Here is a 25,552-nt window from a genome sequence, read left to right as displayed (position 1 = left end):
TGGCGGGTGACACCGCTAGGTCTAGAAAGGGGCCTCTCGATGCGACAGGTGACGTTCAAGATGGTTGCTGCCGGCGACGGGGCACCACCGACCTCAACCGGATACTGCTACTACCTGGTAGCCCACGCGGTCGCGACGGTCTTGCTGCTGATCACCCTGGTCGCCGCGGTTTGGCAGTTCATGGACTGGGTGGTGACGCCGTCTTGTTTGGCAGCCAGTTCGGCGTCGCCGTCAGCGGTCGCGGTGGCTGCGGGGACCACCGCGCCGCTGACGGCGCAGCCGGCACACACCGGCGAGTGGGTGTCGTACCGCGACACGGCAAGGACCGAGGCTGCGGCCGGCTTCAAGGCCGACTCCGGTGACTGCCCCTGCCCGAAGAGCGGCAAGTGAGTCTCAGAACGCCTCGGGATCCTGCTGTACCGCGGCGGGCACCGGATGCTGGTACAACCGCGACGCGTTCTCCCAGGTGAACTTGCGGATCGCGTCCGGCGGAAGACCGCCGATTTCCTCGTGGATCGTCTGTTGGGTGTGCGGCCAGGTCGAGTCGCAGTGCGGATAATCGGCCTCGAGCATGATGTTGTCGATCCCGATTCGATCGCGCTGCACGAACGAAGACTTGTCCTCCACCGCGCAGAACCAGAAGTTGCGGGTGAAAACCTCTGCGGGGGTGAGCTTCTCCCCCAGTGCCTGCCACGTGCCATACATCGCGTGATAGCTGAGCATGTGGTCGAGACGATCGAGCAAGCCTGCCACCCAGCCGATTCCGCCTTCGGACAGGCAGATCTTGAGATCCGGGAATCTGCTCGGCAATCCCGAGTACAACCAGTCGACGGCCGCCGAAATCGCGTAGGCGAAGAACAGCACACCTTGCACATCGGGTGGCGCGTCCTCGGTGGTCGACGGCGACGATCCCGACGACCCGATATGCAGGTTCACCACCGTTGCGGTCTCGGCACACGCGGCCATGATCGGATCCCAGTGTCCCGAATGGATACTCGGCAACCCGAGCATCGCGGGGTTCTCGCTGAACGTGACGGCGTGGAAACCGCGTTCGGCGTTCTCGCGGATCATCTCCGCACCCAGTTCGGGGTCCAGCAGCCAGGGCAGCTGGCAGGGAATGATCCGGTCGGGATACGACCCGGCCCACACCTCGAGATGCCAGTCGTTCCAGGCTCGGACCGAGGCCAGCGCCAGATCGCGATCCTTGGTGACCTGTTGCAGCCGCTGGCCGGCAAATCCCGGCAGGAACGAGGGAAAGTTGAGCGACGCGTAGATGCCGTTGAGATCCATGTCCTTGATGCGTTCATGGATATCCCATGCGCCCCTGCGCATTTCGTCGAATCGGACGGGTTCGAAGCCGTACTCCGCCACCGGTCGGCCGACCACGGCGTTGAACCCGACATTCGGCAGCTCCTGATTGTCATAGACCCAGGTCTGTCCGCCGCTGTCGGTGTCGACGACCCGCGGCGCGCGGTCGGCGAACTTACGTGGCAGCCGGCCGGTGAAGGTGTCCGGGGGTTCGACGATGTGATCGTCGACCGAGATCACCGTGTAGCGGCGCGGGGCCCGCGGCGGGTCGGGCAGAAACGTCACCGACCGTTCGTCGCCGGTTTTGGCCGTGGTGAAACTCAAATCGGAAGCCAGCTCGTCGATCGATTTCATGTGCGGCGATGCCCTTCTGCGTCGACGGTGTGGTGACGGATTCCAGTGCGCTCAGGCGAGTACATCGGGATCCGCCTTGATGGTCATCCGCGCCGCTCCCGCCCAATACACGTCGGCGGCCCGCTCGATCAGCGATCGCTGCATGCCGGCCATGTCGGACCAGTTCATCGCGACCGGCTCCATGCCGGTGAGCATCACGTCGTAGGCCAGCTTGCAGACCCGTTCGATCGACGCCGCCCGGTACACCGCCTCGGCCAGATTGCGACCCGTCGCGATCACGCCGTGGTTGGCCAGAATCGTGAGGTTGGCACCGCCGATGCGCGCCGCGAGATCGGCTGCGCGATCGGGGCTGTCGATCTCACCGTCGTATTCACCGACGAGGCACAGGTCGTCGAGGAACAGCGAGCCGGTCTGATGCACCAGTTGCGGTAATCTGCCGAGCGCGGCGAGCACGCAGACGTAATACGGGTGATTGTGGATCACCACCCGGGCGTCCTCGCGGACCCGGTGCAGCTCGGTGTGAATGTGGATCGCCGGGGTGACATCCCACCGACCGCGGATGACCCGAGCTTCGCTGTCCACCAAGCAGATATCCGATGCGGTGAGCTCCTGCCACCACAGGCCCCACGGATTGACCAACATGTCGGTTTGTCCGTCCAGCTGCCAGGTGATGTGTCCGGCCATGTTTTCGGAGAAGCCGATGCCGGCCAGGTGGCGGAAGGCCACCGCCAGCGCCTGCTCGTTGGACAGCTCGACCCCGATCGGGGGCATCACCGACGGCGCCCATACCTGTAGACCACCTCGTCGTGGCTTAGGCGGGTTCATACTCGGCCTCCAACCTTGCTCGAATATCTTGGCGGAGATTGCCTTTGGCGATCTTTCCGCCGGACGACCGGGGTATTTCGTCGACAATGATCAGGCGCTCGGGCAGCAGCTCCTTGGAAACCCCCAGCGCCAGCAGATGGTCGACGAGAGCGGGCAGGTCGAGGCTCGCGGAGTCGGTGAGTTCGGCGTAGAGGCAGACCCTTTCGCCCAATACCGGATCGGGCATCGCCACTGCCGCCGCCAGGGCGATCGCCGGATGCGTCATCACGGCATCTTCGACCTGTGCGGCGCTGATGTTCTTGCCGGCGCGCAGGATGAAGTCGGATGTTCGGCCGGTGATGGTCAGGTAACCGTCCGCGTCGAGCTCGCAGATATCGCCCATCAGCATCCAGCCGTCGCGGGTGAACAGCTTGTCGTGGTCGGTACCGCCGAGATAGCCGAGGCTGGTCGCCGGGCCCCGGCACGCCGGCTGGCCCCGCCCCGTCGCGGTGACGTCTCGATCCCCGTCGAAGAGCCGGACCGCCATTTCCGGAACGATCCGCCCGCCGGTGCGCAGCCGACGATCCAGCGGGTCGTGCACCGTCGTCGCGCTGAGCAGTCCGGTTTCATTCGAGCCATAGAATTGCAGGATCTTCGCGCCGGTCAGCTGTTCGAATTCGGCCGCGGGGCGGTACGGTATCGCCTCGCCGCCGGTGAAAACGACACGCAGCGAGCTCAAGTCGTAATCGCGGGATGCCCGGTCGGCCATGATCATCGTCAATTGCGAACTGACACAACATAGTACGGTGACTTTGTGCCGGGCTATCGCTTCGCACGTCGCGGGCGCGGTGAAGCGCTCCAGGATCACCGAGGCGGCGCCGAGGTAGATCGGGGTGGTGTGGCTGGTCCATATTCCGAAGCCGAAAGGCGTGGGGATGACCGGCAAGAACACGTCGTCGGTGCTCAGCTGCCCATTGGCAACCGCCTTCTGGTGAAAGTAATGCCACCGGTTCTGGGTGTGCACGACACACTTGGGCAGGCCCGTGGTCCCAGACGTGGAGTTGATCAGGAAAACGTCGTCCGGGCCAAGTTGTGATTCGGCCGCGACGGCCTTGGGCTGCGCGTCGCTGTCCAGGCGCGGCTGGCCCGCCTGCTGACCCAGGATAGCCAGGGACACCGGCGATTCGGCCGTGACCCGTCCGGCGTCATCGGCGTGCTTGGGGTCAATGATCAGGATCTTCGGCTGGGTGTTGCGCAGCAGCGCGCTCACCTCGCGGGTACCGGCGCGGGCGCCGATGCCGACGACGACTGCGCCACAACGTTCGATCGCGACGAATGCCACGTGGATCGCGGCGGAATCGCCGTGCCACACCGCAACTCGGTCACCGCGCTCAATGCCGAGGCCGGCCAGCTGGCCCGCCAAAGCAGTTGCCACGGAATCGAATTCGCGCCAGGTCAGGGCAATACCGGGCTGGTCGGTGTAAGCGGGCCGGTCCGGTGACTGTTCGGCGTTGTGCCGCACCGCGTCTGACAAGGTCGAATCGGACCACCATCCGGCCGCGCGGAACCGGGCCGGGTCCTCGTCGGTGAAAGCCGGCGAGCCCACGGTGTCGAGTTCACCGGCGCTCATTATCAAATGATAGGAAAACCGCGCGGGATTCGGTCGGCGGGTCGGCGCTATGGGTGCTGAGGCATCGGCGCGCCCTGATGCGGGCCGTGCGGAAGACTCGGTGCCCGCCGCGCCGGCGGGGGCCGCGGTGGGTTGATGGGCCCGCAGTTCAGGCCGAGGATGCAACCGCCGCCACCGCCGGCGGGTTTGACCCGTAGGGCGCCGCCGCTATCGCCCGGCGGCGCCGGAACCACGCTCGACGCCGGAACGCTTGAGCCGCCCGGCGGCTCGTCGACCGGGCCGATACCGCCGAGCGCCACGGCAAGCACGGTCGCACCGCCGCCCAATGCGGCGACCGTCGTGCGAATTCCCATGACATCCCATTGTGCCCGAAGACCCCGCCTGATTGAGCGGGCAAACTACAGCCCGCTCACCCCGCTGGAAGTCGCGGCGGGTTGGTCACCGGTGGCGGCCGAGACGGGTTGACACGCCCACAGTTCAGACCGATGATGCAGCTACCGCCGCCCCCTTCGGGGTGGATCGTCAGGCCCATCGGCTGCGATGAGTCGCTGGCCCAACAGCACGGCCCGGGTGATGGGGGCGGGTCCGCGGTCGCGTGCGGCGCGGCAGCAACGCCGACACCGCCCATCGCCAAGGCGAGCACCGCAACACCGCCGTAAGCCGCGGCAATCGTTTTTCCGGCGCGATTAAGCACGCGTCGAATTCTAGTTTCCCGGTTGCGGAATGGGTAGAGCCGCAACGCCGCACAATACCGGGATGGCGCGCCTATCATTGCCGGGGTGTGGTCGGGACTGCAGGGAAGACGCCTCTGGCCTGGGGTGTTGTGCGGCGCCGCCGCGGGTGCCGCCGGCACCACCACCCTGAATGCCATCACCTACCTCGACATCGCGGCGCGCGGCCGTGCGACGAGCAGCACACCCGAACGCACCGTCGAAGCGATGGCTAGGTTGTTCGGCCTCACGATTCCCGGCAACGGCGACGTGCTCGCCAACCGAATCTCGGGCCTCGGTGCGCTCACCGGGTATGCGGCCGGCATCGGGATGGGCATCATTCTCGGGCTGGCGTACGCGCTGGGCTGGCGGCCGGGGCTACCGGTCGCCACCCTGGTCGCGTCGGCCATCGCGCTGATCGGCACCAACGGACCGATGACCGTTCTCGGGGTGACCAATCCGCTCACGTGGAGTCTCGTCGACTGGATCAGCGACCTGATTCCGCACCTGGGCTACGGCGTGGTCACCGCCCTGGTGCTGCACTACCTCGCGCCGCTGTGCCGGCCTCCGGGCGAGACACTCCCAACGGGATAGCGGTGGAAGCTTTTCCCGTGGCGTGGCGTTCAAGTCGGCATGCGGACCGCAAAGCCGAATCGGTTGCTGGACCGGTATCGGTCATCGGGCCGTTTTTTCAGCGCCGCCGGGATCAAGTCCTTTGTCCTTGACGACGGTCCCGGCGACGCGCCCCCGGTGGTGTGCGTGCACGGTGTTCCGTCGTCGGCTTACCTGTATCGCAAAGTCGTTCCCGCGCTGGCCGGAACGGGTTTACGGGGCATCGCGATCGACCTGCCCGGGCTGGGGCTCGCCGAACGGCCCGCCGATGCCGACTACACCTGGACCGGTCTGGGCCGCTGGTTGCTGGCAGCGATCGACGAATTGCGGCTCGACCGCTTCCACCTCGTGCTGCACGACATCGGCGGGCCGATCGGCTTCGAGGTGGCCGGCGCCGTACCCGAGCGGGTGCTGTCGATGACGCTGCTGAACACCATCATCGAAGTGGAGTCATTTCACCGGCCGTGGCCGATGGAGCCTTTTGCACACCGGGGCATCGGAGAAGCGTGGCTGGCAGCTTTGCGTATGCCGGGCGCATTCCTGTCGATCATGCGATTTGTCGGGGTAAGCCGCCGGGTGCCCACCGCGGAAATCGCGTGTTGGCTACCGCTGCTGTTCGGGGACGACGGCGGCCGGGCGTTTTTGAAGATCATGCGCGGCTTCGAACTGACCGCCGGGAAAGAGCGTCACTACCTCGACGTGGTCCGTGACGGCCCGTTCCCCGTGCAGGTCGTGTGGGGAGCACGGGACAGGATGCTGCCGTGGCGGCGGTGGGGCGTCGCGGCGCAAAGCGCCGCCGGTCTGCAAGACCCAATCAAATTGCCTGCCAAGCACTTTCTGCAAGAGGACTGCCCGCAAGAGGTCGCCGAGGCGGTATACCGCTTCGCCACCAAGCACGACTAGCCCCGCGAGGGTGGGACGGATGGTGACGGCTCCGGTCTCCACGTCGTCGGGCTGCGCGACCGCGTCCGGCGGACTATCGAAGCCAGTCATCGTGCTCCGGATCTGTTCGCGCAACGCGACATCCCCGATGGAGCTGTCCGCGCTTTGCCCTAGACGGTCGTCTAGAACTGCGGGCGCCGCGCGTATACCCTGGTGCGATGCCGTCCTCCAGACAGCCGGCCGCGCGGCTTGGTTCCGCCGCGCGGACTGCCTCGCAGCTGCGCACCCTGCGCGCGGCGATGGAGCTGTTCGCCGAGCACGGCGTGGGGGCAACGTCCTACCAGAGGATCGCCGACGCGGTCGGAGTGACGAAGGGCGCCATCTACCACCAGTTCAACACCAAGGATGAGATCGTCATCGCCGTCGCGGAGATGGAACTCGCCCGGCTCGAAGACGCGCTGGAAGCCGCCGGGGCGCTGGATTGCCGCATCGAAGCTCGCGAATTGCTGCTGAATCGGGTGATCGACCATGCGGTGGAACATCGCCGCGCGGCCAACACCTTGCAGTTCGATCCGGTGATCGTACGGCTGCTTTCCGAACACCAACCGTTTCAGCGTTTCATCGAGCGGCTGTACGGAATGCTCGTCGGCGAGGAGCCGGGACCCGATACCCAGGTGCGGCTTGCGGCACTGACGTGCGTCATCGGCGGCACGGTGTCGCATCCGCTCGTCGCCGACCTCGACGACGACACGCTGCGTAATCAGCTGCTCGACATGGCTCGGCGAATCGTCGACCTCCCCGATGTGGCCCCACGCCGCATCTCCCGCAAGGCGAAACGCGCCTCGGCCTGACCTGCCCCACCGAATTCATCTTCTAGACAAGCGCTTCCGCGCTCGATCCGTTGGCTATTGACACCACTATACGATCGTCTAGGGTTACTAGACGATCGTATAGATGACGCGAAACGGAGGACCGCGATGTCGTGGAGCGAACAATTCATCGACGCGTTCAACACCCACGAGGTCGAGCCGATGGTGGCCATCTGCTCTCTGGACATCAAGTGGGAGGACGTCTCCGGCCATATCGAGTTCGAGGGTCACGAGGGCGTCAAGAACATGGTCGAAGTCACCCTGATGGCCGTGCCGAACTGCAAGTTCACCCACCATGGCGGCATGAAGGACGGCAACCGCTACGTGGTCGAGTGGACCATGTCGGGTACCGCATTCGACATCGAGTTCGCTTGTCGCGGTGCGTCTGTCGGCGAGACGGACGACGACGGCCGCATTGTGCACAATCGTGATTACTGGGATTCGCGATCCTTCCCGATGATGCCGGGCGGCCCGGTGAACCCCGACCTCTCCGAACTGCAGGAGCAGCACCATGGTGCCTGAAAAGCTCATCACCGCCGACTGTCACATCACGCCGCCGCTGTCGATCGTCGACGAGCTACCGGAGCAGTACCGGGAGTACTTCCCCCGAATCGAGAAGGACGAGAACGGCAAGGACGTCTACAAGCTCGGCCACATCGTGTCGTTGGCGATGATGTCGGGCGAGGGTACGTCGGACATCAAGGCCGATGCGACCGGCGCCGAGGGCAACGTCGTCGCCGAGGCTCGCCTCAGCCTGGATGCGGCCGAGCAACTCGCGGATCTGGAGCGTGACGGCGTCCACGGTGCGGTGCTGATCGGTCGGATCTCCGACATGCCGAACGGGATCCCCGCCGACGCCGACACCGCCTACTGCAAGGTCGCCAACGATTGGCTGGCCGACCACTGGGGCCCCTACCTCGACCGTGTCGCACCCGGTATCCACCTGCCGTTCAAGGACATTGCCGCGTCGGTAGCAGAGCTGGAACGCGCCGCGGGGATGGGACTTCGTCCCGCGCTGCTGCCGGACGGCATCTTCGAACGCCCCTACTACATGGACGAATGGGAGCCGCTGTGGGAAGCCGCGGACAGTCTCGGCATCCCCATCACCATGCACGTCGGAGGTCTGCGCAGCCCCCTGGTCGGTCCCGGGCTGATGGCCTACCCCGGCCGGCAGGACATCGGTTGGTACATGCAGAGCTGCGGCATGGGCGAGACGCTCGGCTGGATGACCTACAGCGGCGTCTTTGAGCGTTATCCCAATCTGCACGTGGTCTGCACCGAGGGCTACGCCGGATGGCTGGCCTTCGCGATGCAGTTCTACGACCACCACTTCAGCCAGAGTCGGCTACATCAATTGGGCATCGATGACCTGATGGGTCCGGCCAAGATCGATGTCCACCCGAGCTACTACCTCAAGCGTCAGGCACACGCCACCTTCATGTGGGACCCACTGGCGATTCGGTCGCGCGACCTGACCGGCCTGGACTGCCTGATGTGGGGCAACGACTATCCCCACCACGAAGGTTCATTTCCCTTCTCCGCGGACTGGATCGAGAAGCAATTCGACGGCGTGCCGGCCAACGAGGTCGAGCAAATCTGTCGCGGCAACGCGGCCGAGATCTTCGGCATCAAGGTCTGACATTGGTCGGCGTCACCGGGCAATTCCGTCTCGACGGCAAGGCCGCTCTCGTCACGGGTGCCGGCAAGGGTATCGGACGAGGCATCGCGCTCGCATTCGCCGAAGCGGGCGCGGACGTGGCGCTGGTCGCCCGGACCAAGGACGACCTGGACGCGGTAGCAGAAGAAATCAGGGCGATGGGCCGCAACGCCGTCGCGATACCCGCCGACGTCACCGAGATCGAAAATCTGGGAGACGTTGTCGCGCAGTCCGTGCGCTCGCTCGGAGGGCTGGACATCCTGGTCAACAATGCCGGCGGCGTCGAACAGCTCGGCACCTATACGGATATGACGGTCTCCTTGTTGGAGAGTGCATTTCGCTTCAATGTGTCGGCCCCGTTCGAGCTTGGACGGCATGCCTTGCCGCACATGCTGTCTCGCGGGGGTGGCGCGATCGTCAACATCGGGTCCATGTCGGGAGTACAGAATGAGCGCGGATTCCTTCCCTACAGTCTGGCCAAGTCGGCGCTCGGTAAGTTCACTCAACTTGCGGCCATCGAACTCGCGCCCCGGGTGCGGGTGAACGCGATCCTGCCCGGCTGCGTCGAGACCGAGGCGTTGCGGGGATTCATGGATGCGATGCCCGACGTGCGCGAGGGCTTGCGCACAAAGACTCCGATGCGCCGCAACGGCACACCGAGTGACATTGCGTCTGCCGCAATATTTTTCGCCTCGCCCGCATCGTCGTGGATCACCGGCAAGCTGCTGGAGGTCGACGGCGCCGCACCGGCCGGACTGTTTCCGAACAACTCGCCCGATCTCTAGAGAGGACACCCGTGATCCGATTCGACGGCGAGGTCGTCGTCGTCACCGGCGCCGCCGGCGGGATCGGCCGATCCCAGGCGATAGAACTGGGCCGGCGCGGCGCTCGCGTCGTCGTCAATGATCTGGGTGGCAGCCCCCGTGGCGGTGGCTGCGACCCGACGATGGCGCAATCGGTTGCCGACGACATCGTCGCGGCCGGTGGCGAGGCGGTCGCGTCCGGCGCCAGCGTTTCGTCCGACGAAGGGCCGCAACAGATCATCGATCTCGCGATGGACACCTGGGGCCGCATCGACGGCCTGATTCACAACGCCGCGATCGTGCTGGACGACCACTTCGAAGACGTCAGCGACGAGGACTTCGACAGCATCACCGCGGTGAATCTGCGCGGTACGTTTCGCACCGTGCGGGCCGCGTATCGCGCGATGAAGGACGGCGGCGGTGGTCGCATCGTGACACTCACCTCGGCGTCCGGTCTGTCCGGCGCGTTCGGGCAGGCGGCGTACGCCACCACGAAAATGGGTGTCATCGGCATGACGCGCTCGGTGGCCTGGGAGGGGACACGCTACGGGATCAGAGCGAACGCGCTCGCTCCGGCGGCTTTCGACACGCGCCTGTTCTCGGTGTTCACCCCCGACGGCGACGCGGCGCTGCGCGGTCGGCCACCCGAACTCGAGATCTCCCTGGATTCGGCGGACTACGTCGCGCTCCTGACGGCGAGCCGGGTCACCCCGATGGCGCTCGCCCTGGTGCACCGCAGTTGTCCTGCGACGGCAGAGATTTTCGGCGCCACCGGCGGCTACTACTGCCGCTATGCCATCGCACACACCGGCGGCGCGACGTTCGGCCCGCACCCGACGATCGAGGACGTCGCGGGAAACTGGGACCGAATTCGGGATCGTTCGCTGCCCAACGAACTTGACGGCGAAGCGATGGCGTGGGGCGTTCGAGCCTATTCGGCACGCCTGCAAGCCCTTGCCCTGGAATTGCAGATGGTGCCACCAACGAACGGCTAGCTCGGCTACTGTCACCCTGTGCTGATCGGATTCCTGCTCGCGCTGGGCTGTTCGCTGTGCTACGGCACCGCCTCGGTACTGCAGGCCGTCGCGGCGCGGTCGGTGGAATCGGGCGGCAAGTCCGGTGTCGACGCGATGCTGCTGCTGCGGGCGCTGCGCCAGTGGCGCTACCTGGCGGGCATTGGCCTCGACGGCTTCGGTTTCCTGCTGCAGGTCGCGGCGCTGCGACTGGTGCCGATCTACGTCGTAGCCGCGGCGCTGGCCGCCTCGATCGCGGTCACCGGCATCGTGTCCGTGTGGGTGCTCTCGGCTCGGCTGTCCAAGGCCGAGTGGACCGCCGTCGGTGTGGTCTGCGTGAGCCTGGCCGCACTCGCTTGTGCCGCCGGACCCGGACACTTTCGCCACGGCCCACCGGGACTGGGCTGGGCGCTGATCGTCGCCGTCGCCGTCATCTTCCTCATCGGCGCGGTCGCCGGCCGGCTTGCGGACCGGGAGCGCGCGCTCGCCCTGGGTCTCGGCGCCGGAAGCGGATTCGGTGTCGTCGAGATCGGTGTGCGCCTGCTCGACGAGATCGATCCCACCAAGGCCGCGTTCTACACCGACCCCGCGCTGTACGCCGCGGCCGGCGGAGGCGCCGCGGGATTTCTGTTGTTCACTTCCGCACTGCAACGCGGCTCGGTCACCACCACCGTGGCCGCCATGGTCGTCGGTGAAACCATCGCGCCGGCACTCGTCGGCGTGCTGTGGCTCGGCGATACCGCGCGGCCCGGGTGGGGCTGGCTGGTGATCCTGGGATTCGCCGTGGCGGTGGCCGGCACGTTGGTGCTGGCCCGCTTCGGTGAGGCGCCCAGTACAGCGGAGTCCGACTGAGGCTATTCCGGAACCAGTTGTGCGGCAATCGTATACGTCGTGCCGCGAGCTTCTCGGGTCAGCAGCACGCCGCCTTGGCCGCTGATGCCGGCCGCGATCAACTCGCGTTTGAGGATCTTGTTGGTGGCCGTCACCGGCAGGTCGTCGTTGATGCGTACATAGCGCGGCCACGCCTTCGGTGACAGGTCGCGTTGTGCGGCCAGGAACTCCTCGAGATCGGTTGGCCGCAATACCATTCCCGGACGAAGCACCAGTGCCGCCATCACTTGGTCGCCGACCCGCTCGTCCGGGACGGCGTACACCGCGACCTGGCTGACCTGCGGCAGCCGTTCCAGGATCCGCTCGATCGGCGCCGCGGCGAGATTCTCACCGTCCACCCGCATCCAGTCGGCGGTGCGGCCGGCGAGGTAGATCCAGCCATCGGCGTCGCGGTAGGCCAAATCGCCGGCCCAGTACATGCCGTGGCGCATCCGTTCGGCCGTGGCCTCCGGGTCGTTGTAGTAGCCGACGAACGGCCCCGCTCCCTCGGTGTTGACGAGTTCGCCGACGGCGTCCTCGAAGTTGGTCAGCGCGCCGTGTTCGTCGAACTGGGCGACGGCACACTCCTTCAGCGTCACCGGGTTGTAGATGCTGACTCCGGGATAGGGCCTGCCGATCGATCCGGGCGGTGTGCCGTCTTCGCGCACCACGATCACCGCGAACTCGCTGGACCCGAAGCTGTCGACCACCCGACACCCGAAACGCCGTGCGAATTCCGCGATATCGCGATCGGTGGCCTCGTTGCCGAACGCCATGCGCAGCGTCGTGTCGGCATCGTCGGGACGTTCGGGGGTGGACAGGATCAGGGCCAGTGGCTTACCGACATAGTTCAGGTAGGTCACGCCGTAGCGGCGGACGTCGTCGATGAAGCGCGACGGTGAGAACTTGGCGGGAACCATCAAGGCGCCGCTGCCGATGGCGACGGCCCAGCCGGCGGCGACACCGTTGGAATGAAACAGCGGCATCGCCAGATAGCAGACATCGTCCGCGGTGACGTCGTATTGGAAGATCAGACTGGCACCGCACATGATCGCCATCCCGTGCGCGAACCGCACGGCCTTGGGATTGCCGCTGGTTCCGGAGGTGAAGATCATCATGAACGTGTCGGCGCCGACGACCTCGCGGTGCGGTGTCAACGGCGGCGCCGCGGCGAGCGCGTCGGCGTAGCGCGTCGTGCCCACCTCGAGGACCTGAATTCCGTTGAGGTCCAAGCCTTGCAACAAGGGCAGGTGCTCGTCGTCGACGAGCAGGATCTGGCAGTCCGAGCGCCGGATGTCGGCAAGCAGCGCCGGCCCGCGGCGGGTCGTGTTCAGGCCGCACAGCACGTAGCCGCCGAGCGCCGCGGCGGCCATGGCGCGCAGCATTTCCGGCGAATTGCCCAGCGCGGCACCGACATGCAACGGGCGGGCCGGGTCGGCGAGCGCGATCAGCGCTGCGGCCTCGGTCTCGGCTTCGGCGAGGTGCTCGCGCCAGGTCCAGGTCGCCTCACCGTGCGCGATCGCAGGAGTGTCGTCGTGCCTGCGCTGGCGCAGTAGCTGCTGAACCGTCTCCGGCACCGTCTCACTTCCTCGTTGACGTCATCGGGTCGTCAACACCAACCCGGCGTAATTGCGCTGGGCGACCTCGTCGCAGTGACGCCGGTAGGTACCGAACCCTCCGATGTAGGGCATGAAGATGCGCTTCTTGCCTTCGATGTTGGCGCCCAGATACCACGACGATGCCGCCCTGGGGAACAGCGTCCGCTCGGCGGCCCGCGCCACCTCATCGGTCCACGCGCGCGCCGCGTCCAGGCGTGGCTCGACCTCGTTGACGCCCAGTTGCCGCGCGGCTCGCACCAGATCGACGACCCAGTCGACCTGAACCTCGGCGTGCAGCACCATATTCGCCAGCACCGAGGGACTGCCCGGCCCGCTGATCGTGAACAGGTTCGGCAGGCCCGGCACCATCAGACCGAGGAAGGTCACCGGGCCGTCACTCCAGATGTCGCGCAATTGCGCTCCCCCGGGTCCGCTCGGGTTGATGCGGGTCAACGCTCCGGTCATCGCGTCGAAGCCGGTGGCGAAGATCAGCACATCGAAGGGATAGGTTGCCTCGGTGGTTCGTATCCCGTGCGCGGTGATCTCCGTGATGGGCTCGCGGCGCAGGTTCACCAGCTGCACGTTGTCGCGGTTGAAGCTGGCGTAGTACCCGTTGTCGGTGCAGATCCGTTTGGTTCCGATCGGATGATCGACCGGGATGAGATCGGTCGCGACGATCGGGTCGGTGACGATTTCCCGGATCCGCTCCTCGGCGAATAGCCGGGCCACGTCGTTGGCAGCCAGGTCACTAGTCTGGTCGGGGAAGGTCTTGGCGAACAGGACGCCGCCTTCGCGCCAGCGCTTCCACAGTGCGTCGGCGCGGTCCCGGGGCTCGGTGTCCACGGCGTTCTTGTGGTAGGTGCCGTGCGGCGTACCGGCGGGCGCGTAGGCCGATGCCCGGCGACGCTCGGGATACTGCTCTTGGATCTCTTGTTGTTCCTCGAATGACCACGGCCGGTTGGGCATTGGGATGGTGTAGTTCGCGGAGCGCTGGAATACCACGAGGTGCTGGGCCTGGGTGGCGACGATCGGCGCGACCTGGATCCCGGATGACCCCGTACCGATCAAACCGACCAGCTTGTCGCGCAGATCGGGATCTTCGCGGGGCCACGCGGCCGTGAAATACACTTCACCCGAAAAGTTGTCCACCCCTGCGATATTGGGCCGATTCACCGCCGACAAGCAGCCCGTCGCGCACAGCAGAAACTGTGCCGCATATGTCTGTCCGGTCGCGGTGTCGACGTGCCAGCGACCTTGATCGAAGGCGGCACCGACCACGTCGACACCGAAGCGGTAGTGGCGGCGCAGATCGAAGCGGTCGGCGACGTGATTCAGGTAGGCCAGGATCTCGGGCTGGGCGGCAAAGCGTTCGCTCCACTGCCAGCTCTTCTGCAGGTCCTCGTCGAACGAGTAGGAGTAGTCCACGCTTTCGACGTCGCAGCGCGCTCCCGGATAGCGGTTCCAGTACCAGGTGCCGCCCACATCGGGGGCGGCCTCGATGGCGATCACCGACAGGCCCGACGTCGCGATCCGGTGCACGGCGTACAGCCCGGCGAATCCGGCGCCGATCACGATGACGTCGCTTACCTCGGACATGTCGAGGCCCTTACGGGGTACATCAGCTGGCGCAGGTCGGCGAAGACCAGACGCTGCGCCGAGGCCGCCGGCCCGAAGGATTGAATGGTCATGAAGCCGTGGAACAGTCCCGGAAAATCGCGGTGCACCACCGGCACCCCCGCGCCGCGCAGTCGGCGTGCGTAGTCGCACCCCTCGCTGTGCAGGGGATCGGACCCGGCGGTGACGATCACGGCGGGTGCCAGGCCCGTGTGTGAGTCCGCGCGGGCGGGGGCCACCAGATAGGGCGGGTCGAAAACCCGTTCCGCTCCGAGGTATTGATGCCAGTACCACTGCATCGCGGCACGGGTGTTGAAGTACCCGGTGCCGTAGCGGTGGTAACTGTCGGTGTCGAACGTCGGATCGATCGCCGGGTAGATGAGCAACTGTGCCACGGGCGGGGTGACGTTCCGGTCGCGGCACAGGATCGCGGTGACCGCGGCGAGGTTGCCGCCGGCGCTGTCGCCGGCGACGGCGGTGCGGGTGGGATCGATGCCAAGCTCGGCGGCGTGCTCAACCACCCAGCAGAACACCGCATACGCGTCAAGGGCCGCCGCGGGCGCCGGATGCTCGGGAGCCAGCCGGTAGTCCACCGACACCACCACGGCCTGGCAGCCACGAGCCAGTGTTCGACAGAATCCGTCGTGGGATTCGATGTCGCAGAACACGAATCCGCCACCGTGACAGAACACGATCGCGGGGCGGTCCGTCGCCGGTGCACCGTGCGGGGAGTACAGGCGGACCCCGATGGCGCCGTCGGGGCCCGGCACCGAACGGTCGACGGCGCTCGCGACGTCGTCGGTGTTGGTGACCGGCATACGCCGCGCGGCCACCGCCGCGCGCGCCTGTGCACCGGTCATCGTCTCGACGCGCGGAAATTCGGCGTTCAACTGGTCGAGCATCGCCTGCACGACATCGTCCATCTGCACCTCCGACCTCACCGTTGAGGTCACGCGGGCCGGTATCTCAGTAAGGTGATGCCGCCCTCGGGCAGATCGTAGAACACCGGCTCCAATCGCATGCCGATCCGGATGTCGCTCGGGTCGATGTCGACCAATTCGGTGCTGATCCGCGGCCCGGCATCCCACTGCGCCACGGCGAGCAGCTGCGGTACCGCATCGGCCCAGGGCGGGGCGGTTGGTCTGCGGGCAATGGTGAAGGTGTACAGGGTTCCCGCGCCATCGATTTCGCGCCATTCCAGGTCATCGGCGAGCGTGCCGGGTGCGAGGGTGCGCGGATAGAACACGTATCGCCGCAGCGACGGCGAATACTGCACCACGATCCGGCGCTGCGCCAGGCCATCCCAGAAAGGCTTCGACACGGGGGTGGGTTCGGGAATCGGGCGGGGTTCGGTACTCAAGGCGTCAGTCCCCCCGCATGATCAGCGCGACCTGCTCGCTCATGATCCCGCCGTTGCCGGTGACGAACGCCGTGTGGCACTCCGGTACCTGGGCGTCGCCGGCGCGACCCATCACCTGCCGCGCACCGTCGACGACGTGATGCATGCCGCCGGCCATTCCGGCTTGACCGAACGACAGCTGACCGCCGGCAGTATTGAGCGGGAAGTCGCCGCGGTAGGTGAGATCGTGTTCGGTAACCCAGGACATGCCTTCGCCTTTGGCGCAAAAGCCGGCATCCTCCAGACTCATCAGCACCGTGATCGTGTAGCAGTCGTAGATCGAGGCGATATCGACATCGGACCGGTCCAGGCCCGCCATCGCGAACGCCTTGTCCGCGGCGCGCGCGATCGGAGTGTGCAGCAGGTCCTCGGCATAGGTCGGGGTCTTGAACGCGATGTGCTCGCCGAAACCCTTGATCCACACCGGGCGGTGGCGGCCGCGACGCGCGATATCGGCGTTGGCGAGCAGGACGCCCACTCCCCCGTGCACCCGCATCACGGTTTCGAGCAGGTGGATCGGGTCGGCGATCATCGGACTGGCGAGAACGTCGTCGAGGGTGATCGGGGTGCCGTGGAAAACGGCGCCGGGATGCGCGCACGCGTTGGTGCGTTGGTCGACCGCGATCTTGGCGACCGCGGCGGGGTCGTAACCGAATTCCGCGGCGTAGCGCTGCGCGATCTGCGCGTACGGCGCGTTCTGGCCAAGGTTGCCGTACGGGATCTCGAACTCGGCCTGCGGTGACCCATAGTTATTCGATGACGCCCCATACCAATTCGGCTCCTGCGCGGGGCCCGAAGATTTCCGTCCGGATTGCGGCACGTTCAGCGAACCGGGCACCACGGCCAGCACCGCGTCGCAGATGCCGAGCTCGATCGCGGCGGCGGCCCGCCAGATCATTCCGGCCGACGTGGCCCCGCCAAGATCGACGCGCTCACCGAAATCCAGTGCCAGGCCCAGGTACTCGCACAAGGTCGCCGGGGCGAACATCGCCGATTCGGCCACGCCGTGGGTGATCAGGCCGTTGATGTGCGCCGGATCGACCCCGGCGTCCCGCACGGCCATCTTTGCCAGCAGTGCGTACTGGTCGAGGGTGAACAGGGGCGGCCCGGTCGGACGGCGCTCGGCGGGTAACTCCGCGAAGCCCACGATGGCCGCTTCGCCACGTAATCCCGTCACGACGGCGTTCCGCTGATGGTTTCTCGAAGTGGCAGCTCGACGGTCGCGGTTCCGGGCATCAGCACGGTGTCGCCGCGGCGCCCGGCGATTTCGAGATCCACCAGTGCGGCGCCGTCCGCCAGGCGCTTCGCGGTGACCACTCCGCCGAAGGTCAGCGGCTCGCCGGGCAAGGCGGTCGCCCGGTTCTGCACCGAAAAGGACACCAGACGACCGCGGCCGCCGATCCAGTCGCCCAGGGCGCGGGCCAGCAGCGCCGCTTGCAACGGGCCGTGCACCAACACGTTGTCGTAGCCTTCGACGTCGCGCGCCCACTCCTTGTCGTAGTGAATGCGGTGGCCGTTGTAAGTGGCGGCGCTGAAAAAGAACAGCTGGGTCTCGTCGGCGGTGACGGTCAGCGCGGGAATCTGCTCGCCCACCTCGACGTCGTCGTAGCACACCTGATCGGTCATGGGATTCCTAGGGTCGGGCGATCATCGACGTCGCGGCTTCGGCGACCAGCTCGCCGTGCTGGTTGCGGTACACCGTGTGCCAGGTGACCAGGACGAATTTTCCGGAGCGGCCTTGCTTTTCGACGATCGACTCGATGGTGCGGACCATCTCGATCTCGTCGCGGTGATACGCGGGCAGGTGAAAGGTGAAGCTCTCCCCGCCGGCCATCCGTTTCGGTGCGCGCGGAAACGCGAGGCTTCCCGAAACCGCACCCGAGGAACCGTCGGGCCGCAGCGAGTCAAGGTGCACGACGCCGAGCACCGCGTACTGCAGATACAGCGGTGGGCAGAATATGTCGCGAAATCCGTTGGCACGGGCGTAATCCGGATCGAAGTACAGCGGATTGTGGTCACCGACCGCGGCCGCCCAGCGCTGCCAATCGCGTCGGTTCACCTCGCCGGTCGCGGTCGCGGCAACGGTACCCACTCGCGACGCCGACTCGGCGTCGATCAGGGTGTCCTCACTCACGGATCTCCTCCAAGGTTTCCTCCAGCCAGGCCGCGGCGACGCCGGCGCCGCCGCCGAGAGTTGAACCGAGCCTTGCCCGTTCGGTCCACAGGTGCAGATCTGTTTCGGTCACGTAGCCGATCCCGCCATGCAATTGATGGGCATCCAGCGTAACCAGCCGGGCCGCCGTGCCCGCATGCATCCGCGCGATGGCCGTTTGTCGGGTCGCCGTCTGTCCCCGGGCGATCCAGAACACGGCGGAATGCGCGGTCAATCGCGCTGCGGCCAAGGCGATGTGCATGTTGGCGACCAGATGCTGCGCCGCCTGGAAAGAGGCGATCGGGCGGCCGAACTGGTGGCGCAGCTTGGTGTACTCGACGGTGCGGTCCAGCACCGCCTGACCGACCCCGACCAGGTCCAGTGACCCCAAGGCGACGGCCGCATTCGCCAAGCGGCGCAACGCGGTCCGATCCGGTGGGCCGCTGTCGATCAGCGCTTCGGCACCGACGGTCACATCGTCGAACCGCACCGCGAACGCCCGGTACCCGCCGGCCATGGCGAGCGGCACCAGGCTCAGGCCGGACGTGCCGGTGTCGACGGCGAAGACCAGCGTGTGCTCGCCGGCAGCGGCCGACACCACGATGAGGTCGGCGATGTCGGCGTCGGCGACATAGTCCGCGACACCGTCGAGGCGCCACCCGGTCGAGTCGGGACGGGCGTGCAGCACAGCCGAAACATCCGCGGCGTCGCGGGCATTCCACAGCGCGGTGGTGCCGCGGACAGTCCCGGCCGCCAGCTGCGGCAGCCGCGCGGACTTGACCTCCGGAGAGCCAAGCTGGTCTATCGCCAGCGCTGTGGTGATGGTGCTGTGCACGGCCGTCGGACACAGCGCGCGGCCGGCTTCGGTGTAGAAGACGGCCAGATCGCCCAGCGAGCCGCCCGAGCCGCCGTACTCCTCGGCAACGGCGAGGCCGAACACGCCGGCGCCGGCCAATGCCTTCCACAGCGCCGGGGTGCTGCGATCGGCGCCGGGTTCACCCAGCCCGCGGACCAGATTCAGCGGGCACTCCGCGGCCAGCAGCGCGCGCATCGACGCGCCGAACTCGCGCTGCTGCGTGGTGGGGATCGCCTTCACGCATCACCGTCCATAGGAAGGCATTCCGTGGCCGCGCTGGGCGATGACATCGCGCAGCACCTCGTTGGTGCCGCCACCGAAGCGCATCAGCGGGGCGGCCCGGTACAGCCGTTCGAATTTGCCTGCCAGGGGCGCGGTTTCGCTGCGGTGCGCCAGCAGGCCGTCGGGGCCCAACAGGTCGAGGGCCAGGTCGGCGATGCGCTGCCGCAGCTCACTGGTGAACACCTTCTCGACGCTGACCTGCACGGTCGGGATCACGTCGCTGTCGAGCATCGAGGCTGCCTCGTAACCCATCAACGTCGCCACCTCGACGTCGGCCTCGGCCTGCGCCAGCCGACGCATAAGGGCCGGATCGCCGGACGGCACCGAGCCGTCGCGTCGCGGGCGGCGGGCAAGTTCGCGCAACTCGTCCACGGCGCGACGCAGATCGCCGGCGTTGGTCAGTGCACCGCGCTCCAGATCGAGCGCGCCGGTGATGTAGGTCCAGCCGCGGTTGACCTCACCCACCAGATTCGTGACCGGGACGCGTACGTCGTCGAAATGTACCTCGTTGGTGCGGTAGCCCGACCACGCATACAGCGGGCGGATTCCGATCCCCGGGGTGTCGATCGGCACGATGATGACCGAAATCCCGCGATGGCGTACACCATTCGGGTCGGTGCGCACGCACAACCATTCGTGGGTGGCTCGCTGCGCCCCGCTGTTCCAGATCTTGCTGCCGTTGATCACCCAATGGTCGCCATCGCGCGTCGCGCGGGTGCGCAGGCTGGCCAGGTCCGTTCCGGCATCGGCTTCGGAATAGCCGACGGCACAGATCATTTCGCCCCTGGCGATCAGCGGGAGCCACTCGGTTTTGTTCTGCTCGGTGCCATGGCGCATGATCATCGGCGCCACCGAGGTGACCGTGAGGTCGGGTCCGGGCACGCCCCAGTATTCGAACTCGCTCATCAGCAGGTGTTGATGCACCGCGCCGAGCCCGAGTCCCCCGTATTCACGCGGCCAGTTCAGGCCGAACCAGCCCTTCTCGCCGATCTTGCGGCGGAACCGGGCAACCTCGCCGTCGGGGAATTCCAGATCGTGCTCGGCCAGCTCGGCTCGCAATTCCGGGGTGACGTTTTCGGAGAGGAATTCGCGAACCTCGGTCAGCCACGCGCGTTGCCCGGCGTCGAGTTCGAAATCCATTCCGGCCCACCTCACCCTTCTATCCGCCGCGTCAGCGTAACGCCGCAGCGAGGTTTCGCCCGCGATTTCGCACTGACGTTACGCCCGGCCGCAATGGCGTCCGGCGCACCCTGCGAACGGCGGCGCCCATGTTTGGCTGACACCCGTCATTGACAGATGCCAGCGAGAGCGGATACGTTTCCTGGCATGCCGTCGACGTCGGCCTCCGAGACTTCCCCGCTGGTGAACGCTCGGGAGTCGCAGCGACTCCAAACGCGCGCACGTCTTTTCGACGCCGCGGTGGCCGAGATCGGGCGTGCCGGACTGGCCGGGGCGGACGTCGCGGCCATTGCCGCGGCCACGGGTGTCGCGCGTGGCACCTTCTATTTCCACTTCCCCACCAAAGAGCACGTCCTCGTCGAATTGGAACGGGCCGAGGAAGTCAAGATCGTGGCCAAACTCGCGCCCAAGACGAGCGGCGCCGGCGACCTGTTGGCGATGCTCAGACTTCTGGTGCGTCAAGTGCTCGCCGCCGAAGAGCGACTCGGCCCCGTGGTCTTCCGGGACATGCTCGGGTTGCACTTCTCCGCGACGCGCCCCCTCGAGGACGAGACGGCCGAGCATCCGCTGGCCGAATTCGTCATCGCCGCAATCCGAGACGCACAGGCCGCGGGACGGGTGGCGCGGGACGCCGATCCGGGTGAGCTCGGCGTGATCTTCATGACCGGCCTGTTCGCCCTGCTGGCCACCAGCGAAACGCGGAAAACGCGTGCCGCGCTGCTGGACCGCTATGTCAAGACGATCGTCGCAGGAATGGAGGCAACATGACCGCCACAGGTATCGACGGCTACCGGGCCTACCTGGCGCATCGGGACGGCGACGCCGATCTGCTGCATCGCCGGCTGGCCAACCGTGAAGAGTTCTTCACGTCGTTGGAGGCCGACCCGGTGCGCTCCGCTCGGCAGATCGATCGAGATGTGTTCCTGCGGAACCTGCGTCGCCGGCGACCGGAGGCTGGGTTGTCCCGCGAGATGCTGTTCCTCCTGGCCACCGCGAAGCTCAACCAGGCGGAGCGGTTCGGCGTGGATTTGGGCGACACCTACGGGCGCATCGGCGGCCCCGACGAACCGCCCGAGCGTATCTACCTCGCGCTCGAGGAGCACTACCACACCCGGCTGTTGGCCTACGTGCTCGACATCTTCGGTCTGCCGTTCCAGGTGGTGGTGCCGCCGTTCGTGATGCGGCAATTCGTGAAGATGGAAGTGTTTCTGCCCGAACGATTCGGATTCCCGTTCGTGGGCGCGGCAGAAATGGCGGGCTGCATCATGTTCGACGAGTTGCGCCGCGTCGGCGTCGAATTATTCGCGGACGAACCAGATGTCGCGGCACGGATCGACCGCCTCTACGCCGAAATCCTGACCGACGAGCTGGGCCACGTCGGCTACTGTGCGGCGCGCTGCAGCAACGCGGAGCGGGCCGTAATGCGTTGGCTTTACCCAACTTTCGGGCGTCTATTCGCTCGCCAAACCGCCGAGATCAGCCGTCTCACCGATCGGGAAAGGCTGCACGCCCGGCTGGCCGCACCCTTCGACGCCGACGGACTCGCCGTCGGCGTCGGCAACGAAACATTTGTTGCCGCACACCCTTGATCGCCCGTCCTCGAGATGCTCGCTGTTGTAAATACGCTGTCAAACTCCCGTTAATTCGCGTCTGACCCATCGCGGAATCGGCGCCGGGCTGCGATGATCTTGAAATTGGCGGATCGAAGATCGGGAGAAGTCATGCCGACTGTTGAGACGCGCCTCCGGCAGGAGCTGCGCAACTATGCCGTTGAATTGCGTCAGCTGGCGTATACCCTGCCCCATGGGATCGGCGAGCACGATCTCCTTCGACTGTCGGATCGGATGCACGCCGCGTCCGAGCAGACAGTCCGCAAGGGGGCCTAGACCCCTATCGTCGAGTGATCAGCGCCCACCCTTGAGGCGAATCTTCCAGCGCACGAAGCACAGGTAGAAAACGCTGATCGCGATCAGCATGCCCAAGTCGAACCACCACGTGCCGGCATTGTGATGCCAGAGCGCGTCCTTGGGGACCTGCGGGCCGGGCTCCAGCTTGGTCAGGTCGATGGTGGACGCCGACGCCGCGAAACCCCACCGCGCCGGGGTGGCCCAGGACATCTGGTCGAGGCCGATGCGGCCCGTCACGGGGATCATGCCGCCGGAGAACACCAACTGCGACATCACCGCAACGACCAGCAGGGGCATGATCTGGTCGTTGGACTTCGCGACCGACGACAGCAACAGCCCGAGCATCGCCGAGGCGACGGTGGTGGCCGCGACATCGACGAACAGCTCCACTGGCGCCTTGCCGAGCGCCGCGGCGCCCTGCGTTGGTCCGCCCTTGCCCAGCAGCGTGATGACGGTGACGATGCCCGACTGCACGACCGCGAACACCGTATAGACACAGACCTTTGCCAACAAGTACGCCGAAGTGGAGAGGCCGACCGCCTGTTCTCGCAAGAAGATGGCGCGCTCGCCGATGAGATCTCGGATCGTCAACGCGGTCCCCATGAACACCGCTCCGACATTGAGCAGCACCAGGATCTGCCCCGGCTCGGTGGGCGCGTCGCCCACCGGATTCGGGATGCCGAAGCCGACGTTGCCCGGCACCGACATCGACAGCGAGCCCATGATGAACGGCAGCAACGCAAGGAAGATGAAATAGCCCCGGTCGGAGACGATCAAGCGGATCTGGCGCCGGGCGATCGTGGAGAACTGCCGCAGCAGACTCGTGTGCGACGGATCGCCGATCTCGGCCGGTTTCTCCGCCGGCGGCGGTGGTGGCGGTGGGCCGGTCCGCGCCAGGTATTTCGCCTTGGCCGCGTCGGGATTGCCGGCGACCGAACTGAAGATGTCGGCCCAGTTGGTCGTCCCCATGGCCGGGCCGATCTGGGCGGGCGGACCGCAGAACGCGGTCTTGCCGCCGGGAGCCAGCAGCAGCACCTGGTCGCAGACGTCCAGGTAGGTCAGCGAGTGGGTGACCACCAGTACCACGCGACCGGCGTCGGCCAACTGCCGCAGCATCGTCATGACCTGCCGGTCCAGCGCCGGGTCCAGACCGGAGGTCGGCTCGTCGAGAATCAGCAGCGACGGTCCGGTCAGCAACTCCAGTGCCACCGAGGCCCGCTTGCGCTGACCGCCGGACAGCTTGTCGACCCGGGTGTGCAGGTGCTGGGTCATCTCCAGCTCCTCGAGCACTCGGGCGACGACCTGTTCGCGGTCGGCCTTGGTGGTGTCGGGCGGCAGCCGCAGTTCCGCGGCGTACCCCAGCGCCTGTTCCACGGTGAGCTGTCCGTGCACCACGTCGTCCTGCGGCACCATCCCGATCCTGCTGCGCAGCGAGGCGTATTCGGCGTGGACGTTGTGGCCCTCGAATGCGACCGTGCCGTTGCTGGGGTGGGTGTAGCCGGCCACCAGCCGGGCGAAGGTCGACTTGCCGGCGCCGGACGGGCCGATCACCGCTGTGAGGGTCCCGGGACTGGCGCCCAACGAGATGTCGTCGAGCAGCGTCTTGTTGTTTTCGATCGTCCAGGTCACCCCGCGCACGTCCAGACCGCCGAGGCGGGTCTGTGCCGCGGTGTCGGCGTCCCGGCGGGCCAGCGCGCCGCCGGCGAACACCAGGTCGATGTTGCCGATCGTGACGACGTCGCCGTCCTTCAGTAACGCGGAGTCGACCCGCTGACCGTTGACGAACGTGCCGTTGATGCTGCGGTTGTCATGGATCTCGGTGCCGCTCGGCGTCGGGATCAGGGTCGCGTGGTGCCGCGATGCCAGCACCTCGGGAATCACGATGTCGTTGTCGTTGGCCCGCCCGATCCTGATCGCGCCCGGGGCGTCCGTGCCCGCCTTGCCCGGGCGCAGGATCTTCATCATCGACGTCGCGAGGTTCGAGCCGTCGCCGCCGACGCGGCCCGTCAGCGCGGTCGGTGGGTCTACCGGCGCGGCCGGGGGAACCTGAGCGGGGTGTGGCCGGTAAATGTGCGGCGACGACATCGGTCCGCTGGACGGGCCGGCCGGATGGGTGCCGGTCGGGTGATGCTGCTGCACCGGGCCGGACGAGCCGGTCGGAGATGTCGGCAGTGGCCCGGATGGCGCACCCGCATGCGGCGCGGGGGGAGGATAGGTCGGCATCGGCCGCGACGGGCTCGCCGGCGGGTGCCCAGCCAGGCCTTGCGACATCGAGCCGGTCGGGGGGCGTCCCTGTGCCAGCCGCGGATCGTGCGTCCCGGTAGAGATCGGGATCGACGTCGTCAGCGGCGGCGTTCCCGCCACACCCTGGTGACGCCCGACTTCGAAGGTCACCATCGGCCCGTCCGGGTTGCCGATGTTGACCCGCTGCCCGTCCTGAATGTCGACGGCGGGTACCCGACGATTGTTGACGTACAAACCATTGAGGCTGCCGTTGTCGATGGCGATCCACCGGCCCTGATCGAAGCGCACCACCAGGTGTATCCGGGAAATCAGCGGATGCGCGACGCGGACGTCGGCCCGCAAGTCACGCCCGATGACCACATCGTTGCCGGGTGCAAAGGTCCGTTCGGATCCCTCGTACCGCACGGTCAGCACAGGTGGGGCTGCTCGGGTCACGAGCCCCACTGTATCGGCGTCGGGGCAAAAGCGGGCACCTGTCGTCGATACCGGTCAGCGCCCGTGTCGTTCTTCAGCCCCCATTTCTCGGAGAATCCCATCGGTTTTCGATCGCGCCCGTGCGGGTAGCCGGCCGCGCATGCACGACAGCGCCGGTGAAATCCCCGACGACGTGCCGATCGCGGACGCCGTCGAACAACAACGCCCGGCCGGTCAGGCCGCGCCGGACGACGACCACGCGTCAGCCTGGCCGGATGACGCCGACGTGCCCCTGGAGACAACGGATTCCGATTGGCAGGAGCAGCGACAGTCGGTCGTCACCGACCCGGATTTCGACGAATACGAATAGCCTTGCCGCGCAATCGGTTTGGCGC

Annotated in this window: 26 protein-coding genes; 12 read left to right on the top strand and 14 right to left on the bottom strand. The window is 66.7% G+C overall.

Annotation, left to right across the window (positions count from 1 at the left end):
* Positions 1 to 39: 39 nt before the first annotated feature.
* Positions 40 to 390: a hypothetical protein gene (locus tag BN973_RS14900; RefSeq protein WP_036469006.1), complete on the top strand. Its 351-nt coding sequence runs from the start codon at positions 40 to 42 to the stop codon at positions 388 to 390.
* Positions 391 to 393: 3 nt separating this feature from the next.
* Here BN973_RS14900 and BN973_RS14895 read toward each other — a convergent pair whose 3' ends face one another.
* The 4 genes from BN973_RS14895 to BN973_RS14880 are packed head-to-tail and all read right to left on the bottom strand — an operon-like array spanning position 394 to position 4,449.
* Positions 394 to 1,662: an amidohydrolase family protein gene (locus BN973_RS14895; RefSeq protein ID WP_036469005.1), complete on the bottom strand. Its 1,269-nt coding sequence runs from the start codon at positions 1,660 to 1,662 to the stop codon at positions 394 to 396.
* Between the two features lie 51 nt (positions 1,663 to 1,713).
* Positions 1,714 to 2,487 (bottom strand): class II aldolase/adducin family protein, encoded by a 774-nt coding sequence (locus BN973_RS14890; RefSeq protein WP_051641273.1) that lies wholly within the window; start codon positions 2,485 to 2,487, stop codon positions 1,714 to 1,716.
* The gene (locus tag BN973_RS14885; protein WP_036469003.1) at positions 2,474 to 4,096 is read right to left on the bottom strand and encodes a class I adenylate-forming enzyme family protein; all 1,623 of its coding nucleotides are present in this window, start codon (positions 4,094 to 4,096) and stop codon (positions 2,474 to 2,476) included. The genes BN973_RS14890 and BN973_RS14885 overlap by 14 nt, the downstream gene beginning before the upstream one ends.
* 47 nt (positions 4,097 to 4,143) lie before the next feature.
* Positions 4,144 to 4,449 (bottom strand): hypothetical protein, encoded by a 306-nt coding sequence (locus BN973_RS14880; protein WP_036469002.1) that lies wholly within the window; start codon positions 4,447 to 4,449, stop codon positions 4,144 to 4,146.
* A gap of 426 nt (positions 4,450 to 4,875) precedes the next feature.
* Between BN973_RS14880 and BN973_RS14875 the strand changes: the two genes are divergently transcribed.
* From BN973_RS14875 to BN973_RS14840, 8 genes are all read left to right on the top strand, one after another.
* Positions 4,876 to 5,400: a hypothetical protein gene (locus BN973_RS14875; RefSeq protein WP_232232090.1), complete on the top strand. Its 525-nt coding sequence runs from the start codon at positions 4,876 to 4,878 to the stop codon at positions 5,398 to 5,400.
* Between the two features lie 39 nt (positions 5,401 to 5,439).
* Entirely contained in the window at positions 5,440 to 6,321 is an 882-nt protein-coding gene (locus BN973_RS14870) for an alpha/beta fold hydrolase (protein WP_036469001.1), read from the top strand.
* Positions 6,322 to 6,518: 197 nt separating this feature from the next.
* A complete protein-coding gene (locus BN973_RS14865; RefSeq protein WP_051641272.1) occupies positions 6,519 to 7,151 on the top strand; it encodes a TetR/AcrR family transcriptional regulator in 633 nt (210 codons plus the stop codon).
* 126 nt (positions 7,152 to 7,277) lie between these two features.
* Positions 7,278 to 7,691, top strand: coding sequence for a nuclear transport factor 2 family protein (locus BN973_RS14860; RefSeq protein WP_036469000.1), 414 nt, complete (start codon positions 7,278 to 7,280; stop codon positions 7,689 to 7,691).
* Positions 7,681 to 8,808: an amidohydrolase family protein gene (locus tag BN973_RS14855; RefSeq protein WP_036468999.1), complete on the top strand. Its 1,128-nt coding sequence runs from the start codon at positions 7,681 to 7,683 to the stop codon at positions 8,806 to 8,808. The genes BN973_RS14860 and BN973_RS14855 overlap by 11 nt, the downstream gene beginning before the upstream one ends.
* Before the next feature lie 2 nt (positions 8,809 to 8,810).
* Positions 8,811 to 9,611, top strand: coding sequence for an SDR family NAD(P)-dependent oxidoreductase (locus tag BN973_RS14850; protein ID WP_036468998.1), 801 nt, complete (start codon positions 8,811 to 8,813; stop codon positions 9,609 to 9,611).
* A gap of 11 nt (positions 9,612 to 9,622) precedes the next feature.
* A complete protein-coding gene (locus BN973_RS14845; RefSeq protein WP_051641271.1) occupies positions 9,623 to 10,624 on the top strand; it encodes an SDR family NAD(P)-dependent oxidoreductase in 1,002 nt (333 codons plus the stop codon).
* 18 nt (positions 10,625 to 10,642) lie between these two features.
* A complete protein-coding gene (locus BN973_RS14840) occupies positions 10,643 to 11,494 on the top strand; it encodes a DMT family transporter (protein ID WP_036468997.1) in 852 nt (283 codons plus the stop codon).
* A 2-nt stretch (positions 11,495 to 11,496) separates the two neighbouring features.
* Here the strand turns inward: BN973_RS14840 and fadD1 are convergent, their stop codons facing one another.
* Genes fadD1 through BN973_RS14795 form a run of 9 tightly spaced genes read right to left on the bottom strand, consistent with a single transcriptional unit; the run spans position 11,497 to position 20,553 of the window.
* Positions 11,497 to 13,089, bottom strand: a complete 1,593-nt coding sequence (fadD1, locus tag BN973_RS14835) for a fatty-acid--CoA ligase FadD1 (RefSeq protein WP_036468996.1) — start codon at positions 13,087 to 13,089, stop codon at positions 11,497 to 11,499.
* Positions 13,090 to 13,110: 21 nt separating this feature from the next.
* A complete protein-coding gene (locus BN973_RS14830; protein WP_036468995.1) occupies positions 13,111 to 14,706 on the bottom strand; it encodes a flavin-containing monooxygenase in 1,596 nt (531 codons plus the stop codon).
* A complete protein-coding gene (locus BN973_RS14825) occupies positions 14,694 to 15,653 on the bottom strand; it encodes an alpha/beta hydrolase (RefSeq protein ID WP_139830034.1) in 960 nt (319 codons plus the stop codon). Before BN973_RS14825 ends, BN973_RS14830 begins: the two co-directional genes overlap by 13 nt.
* A gap of 20 nt (positions 15,654 to 15,673) precedes the next feature.
* Entirely contained in the window at positions 15,674 to 16,084 is a 411-nt protein-coding gene (locus BN973_RS14820) for a Zn-ribbon domain-containing OB-fold protein (protein WP_036468993.1), read from the bottom strand.
* A 4-nt stretch (positions 16,085 to 16,088) separates the two neighbouring features.
* A complete protein-coding gene (locus BN973_RS14815) occupies positions 16,089 to 17,300 on the bottom strand; it encodes a thiolase family protein (RefSeq protein ID WP_036468992.1) in 1,212 nt (403 codons plus the stop codon).
* Positions 17,297 to 17,749 (bottom strand): hotdog family protein, encoded by a 453-nt coding sequence (locus BN973_RS14810; protein ID WP_036468991.1) that lies wholly within the window; start codon positions 17,747 to 17,749, stop codon positions 17,297 to 17,299. The genes BN973_RS14815 and BN973_RS14810 overlap by 4 nt, the downstream gene beginning before the upstream one ends.
* A gap of 7 nt (positions 17,750 to 17,756) precedes the next feature.
* Complete coding sequence (locus tag BN973_RS14805) at positions 17,757 to 18,257, bottom strand: MaoC family dehydratase (protein WP_036468990.1); 501 nt, start codon at positions 18,255 to 18,257, stop codon at positions 17,757 to 17,759.
* Positions 18,250 to 19,371 (bottom strand): acyl-CoA dehydrogenase family protein, encoded by a 1,122-nt coding sequence (locus BN973_RS14800; RefSeq protein WP_036468989.1) that lies wholly within the window; start codon positions 19,369 to 19,371, stop codon positions 18,250 to 18,252. The genes BN973_RS14805 and BN973_RS14800 overlap by 8 nt, the downstream gene beginning before the upstream one ends.
* Before the next feature lie 3 nt (positions 19,372 to 19,374).
* The gene (locus BN973_RS14795) at positions 19,375 to 20,553 is read right to left on the bottom strand and encodes an acyl-CoA dehydrogenase family protein (RefSeq protein ID WP_036468988.1); all 1,179 of its coding nucleotides are present in this window, start codon (positions 20,551 to 20,553) and stop codon (positions 19,375 to 19,377) included.
* A 186-nt stretch (positions 20,554 to 20,739) separates the two neighbouring features.
* Between BN973_RS14795 and BN973_RS14790 the strand changes: the two genes are divergently transcribed.
* Positions 20,740 to 21,360, top strand: a complete 621-nt coding sequence (locus BN973_RS14790; protein ID WP_036468987.1) for a TetR/AcrR family transcriptional regulator — start codon at positions 20,740 to 20,742, stop codon at positions 21,358 to 21,360.
* Entirely contained in the window at positions 21,357 to 22,181 is an 825-nt protein-coding gene (locus tag BN973_RS14785) for a hypothetical protein (protein WP_036468986.1), read from the top strand. The genes BN973_RS14790 and BN973_RS14785 overlap by 4 nt, the downstream gene beginning before the upstream one ends.
* A 315-nt stretch (positions 22,182 to 22,496) precedes the next feature.
* Here the strand turns inward: BN973_RS14785 and BN973_RS14780 are convergent, their stop codons facing one another.
* On the bottom strand, positions 22,497 to 25,187 hold the full coding sequence (locus tag BN973_RS14780) for an FHA domain-containing protein (RefSeq protein ID WP_169718166.1): 2,691 nt from the start codon (positions 25,185 to 25,187) through the stop codon (positions 22,497 to 22,499).
* A gap of 130 nt (positions 25,188 to 25,317) precedes the next feature.
* Between BN973_RS14780 and BN973_RS14775 the strand changes: the two genes are divergently transcribed.
* Positions 25,318 to 25,527: a hypothetical protein gene (locus BN973_RS14775; RefSeq protein ID WP_036468985.1), complete on the top strand. Its 210-nt coding sequence runs from the start codon at positions 25,318 to 25,320 to the stop codon at positions 25,525 to 25,527.
* The last annotated feature ends 25 nt before the right edge of the window (positions 25,528 to 25,552 follow it).

This window comes from Mycobacterium triplex, from assembly GCF_000689255.1.
Taxonomy (GTDB): Bacteria; Actinomycetota; Actinomycetes; order Mycobacteriales; family Mycobacteriaceae; genus Mycobacterium; species Mycobacterium triplex.
This window is presented reverse-complemented; position numbering and strand designations above follow the sequence as displayed.

Coding starts and splice junctions, on each gene's coding strand:
- BN973_RS14855 (WP_036468999.1), top strand. CDS start 7,681: ATGGTGCCTGAAAAGCTCATCACCGCCGACTGTCACATCACGCCGCCG.
- BN973_RS14830 (WP_036468995.1), bottom strand. CDS start 14,706: ATGTCCGAGGTAAGCGACGTCATCGTGATCGGCGCCGGATTCGCCGGG.
- BN973_RS14870 (WP_036469001.1), top strand. CDS start 5,440: ATGCGGACCGCAAAGCCGAATCGGTTGCTGGACCGGTATCGGTCATCG.
- BN973_RS14775 (WP_036468985.1), top strand. CDS start 25,318: ATGCACGACAGCGCCGGTGAAATCCCCGACGACGTGCCGATCGCGGAC.
- BN973_RS14900 (WP_036469006.1), top strand. CDS start 40: ATGCGACAGGTGACGTTCAAGATGGTTGCTGCCGGCGACGGGGCACCA.
- BN973_RS14890 (WP_051641273.1), bottom strand. CDS start 2,487: ATGAACCCGCCTAAGCCACGACGAGGTGGTCTACAGGTATGGGCGCCG.
- BN973_RS14865 (WP_051641272.1), top strand. CDS start 6,519: ATGCCGTCCTCCAGACAGCCGGCCGCGCGGCTTGGTTCCGCCGCGCGG.
- BN973_RS14885 (WP_036469003.1), bottom strand. CDS start 4,096: ATGAGCGCCGGTGAACTCGACACCGTGGGCTCGCCGGCTTTCACCGAC.
- BN973_RS14860 (WP_036469000.1), top strand. CDS start 7,278: ATGTCGTGGAGCGAACAATTCATCGACGCGTTCAACACCCACGAGGTC.
- BN973_RS14810 (WP_036468991.1), bottom strand. CDS start 17,749: ATGACCGATCAGGTGTGCTACGACGACGTCGAGGTGGGCGAGCAGATT.
- BN973_RS14895 (WP_036469005.1), bottom strand. CDS start 1,662: ATGAAATCGATCGACGAGCTGGCTTCCGATTTGAGTTTCACCACGGCC.
- BN973_RS14795 (WP_036468988.1), bottom strand. CDS start 20,553: ATGGATTTCGAACTCGACGCCGGGCAACGCGCGTGGCTGACCGAGGTT.
- BN973_RS14880 (WP_036469002.1), bottom strand. CDS start 4,449: ATGGGAATTCGCACGACGGTCGCCGCATTGGGCGGCGGTGCGACCGTG.
- BN973_RS14785 (WP_036468986.1), top strand. CDS start 21,357: ATGACCGCCACAGGTATCGACGGCTACCGGGCCTACCTGGCGCATCGG.
- BN973_RS14790 (WP_036468987.1), top strand. CDS start 20,740: ATGCCGTCGACGTCGGCCTCCGAGACTTCCCCGCTGGTGAACGCTCGG.